This window comes from Anaerolineae bacterium (assembly GCA_014360855.1).
Classification (GTDB): Bacteria; Chloroflexota; Anaerolineae; order JACIWP01; family JACIWP01; genus JACIWP01.
Genome location: JACIWP010000395.1, coordinates 1 through 1,958 on the forward strand (window position 1 = coordinate 1; position 1,958 = coordinate 1,958).

Here is a 1,958-nt window from a genome sequence, read left to right on the forward strand (position 1 = left end):
CCCAATCACGGGTGAACGGCCGGAGGTGCCGCCAACGCAAAACGACGATGATGAGCGCGAGGGCCAGGCCAATCACCGCAAGCCGGCTCAGCGGGTGGTCGAAGGCAGTGCCCTGATAGGGATAATACCGGTAGACCCAATAGGGCGATACCAGGTCGGGCAGAGAGGCCAGCCGGCGGAGCACCAGGGACGGGTCCTGCACCACGCGCGCGGCGCGGATGGCGCCGGCTTCCACTAGCATAGGTAGCCAGAAGAAGGCGCTTAGGCCGGCGGCACCAGCCGTGCTTACTGCCAGGGGGATAAGCAGGCGGAGTTGGCGCCGGCGCCACAGCCAGACGCCGGCGAAGATGAACACCGCCGGCGCGGCCAGCAGGATGCTGAGGTTATGCGTTAACAGGAGTGCCGCCAGGCTTATGCTGAAGAGTGCCCAGGCGCCGGTGCTGGATCTCTGCAGGGCGCGCCAGAGCAGGTACAGGATGGCCGGCAGGAGGGCGAAGGCCAGCGATTCCCCCAGGGTGCCGCGCACATAGACGTCGGCCAGGTGATAGGGGAGGTAGGTATAGATGGCGGCGCTGAGGAGGGCGCCCGGGCGTCCCAGGAACGGCCGGCCCAGCAGGTACATGGTCCACGCGCCGGCGAGGAGGCTCAGCGCACAGATGATCTCGATGGTCAGCAGGAAGCGCCCGCTCAGCGCCAGGATGGGCAGGGAGAGGTAGTAGGTCAGGGACGCGTAGTAGTTGAGCAGGACGTTGCCGTAGCCGAAGAGCAGGTTGGGGGACCAGCGCGGGTACAGCTCTCCGCCGCGCAGGGCGTAATCGAAGTCGTAGAAGCGAAAGATATGCTGAAGCCCGTCGTGGGTGGCCGGGATGCCGGGCGCCAGGAGCGGGTAACAGGCCGGCAGGGTGATAAGGAGCAGGATGATGAGGTCTGCCGCCAGCCGGCGGCGCTCGCCTTCTGCCACGCCTTGCAGTTCCTCCTTGTGCATGGTGTGCGTGTCAGGGTAAGTGTAGCACGAAGCGGCGCCGGCAACAAGTACGTCGGGGCCTGCCTCACAGATAGCCCTCGCACTCCAATGTCCAATTTGACAAATTTCACTTCCTGCATATATTTTGTAGGAGATAATTCAATATCCGTTGAAACATCCCGAAAGATCGGAGAAATTATGGCGGTTCAATGTGTCCGGTCAAGGGTCGAAGCGGCGTCGCTGACCAGTGACCTCTCTCGCCTGGCCGAATGGCTCAGGGTCCTGGGGGAACCCTCCCGTTTGCAAATTTTCCACCTACTGATGCAGGGCACGTACTGCAACTGCGAGCTGGGGAAGGTGCTGTCCATGGCACCGAACCTCATCTCGCACCATCTGCGCGTCCTGCGGGAGGCCGGTCTGATCACAGCGGAGCGCGACCCGCGCGATGCTCGCTGGGTGTACTATTCCATCAACCGGCAGGCGCTGGAAACGCTCCATCAGGCGTGCGGCGAACTGTTCGACCCGCGCCGGCTGGGTGAGCGCCAGCCGGCGTGCGGTCCCCGTAACGGGGATCAAAACGAGTGAGCCCTCTGTTGGCGGAACCCTTACTTAACATAATCGGAGGAGATCACATGTCTGTCGAAGCCAAAGTTGCTGTGCAAAGGCCAGGAGTTACGAAACAGCTTTCGTTGCTGGACCGCTTCCTGACGCTTTGGATCTTCCTGGCGATGGCGGTGGGGGTGGGGGCCGGCTACTTCATCCCCGGCGTCGAGGCCTTCATCAACCGCTTTCAGGTCGGTACCACCAACGTGCCCATCGCCATTGGCCTGATCCTGATGATGTACCCACCTTTCGCCAAGGTGCGCTACGAGGAGCTGGGCGAGGTCTTCCGCAACGTGCGGGTGCTGGCCATCTCCCTGGTGCAGAACTGGGTCGTGGGGCCCATCCTGATGTTCGTGCTGGCCATCATCTTCCTGCATAACTATCCGCAGTA

At 62.7% G+C, this 1,958-nt stretch carries 3 protein-coding genes; 2 read left to right on the top strand and 1 reads right to left on the bottom strand.

The window, feature by feature from the left end; genetic code table 11:
* Positions 1-961, bottom strand: a 961-nt coding sequence (locus tag H5T60_14400) for a glycosyltransferase family 39 protein (GenBank protein ID MBC7243621.1), incomplete at its 3' end; no start/stop codon positions are given.
* Between the two features lie 201 nt (positions 962-1,162).
* On the opposite strand from H5T60_14400, the gene H5T60_14405 reads away from it, so the two are divergent.
* Together H5T60_14405 and H5T60_14410 are read left to right on the top strand one after the other, a co-directional pair.
* Positions 1,163-1,549: a winged helix-turn-helix transcriptional regulator gene (locus tag H5T60_14405; protein MBC7243622.1), complete on the top strand. Its 387-nt coding sequence runs from the start codon at positions 1,163-1,165 to the stop codon at positions 1,547-1,549.
* Positions 1,550-1,596: 47 nt separating this feature from the next.
* Positions 1,597-1,958, top strand: a 362-nt coding sequence (locus H5T60_14410; protein ID MBC7243623.1) for an arsenical-resistance protein, incomplete at its 3' end; no start/stop codon positions are given.

What these genes read in the sequence shown, in the direction of transcription:
- H5T60_14405 (MBC7243622.1), top strand. Translation starts at nt 1,163, where the DNA reads ATGGCGGTTCAATGTGTCCGGTCAAGGGTCGAAGCGGCGTCGCTGACC.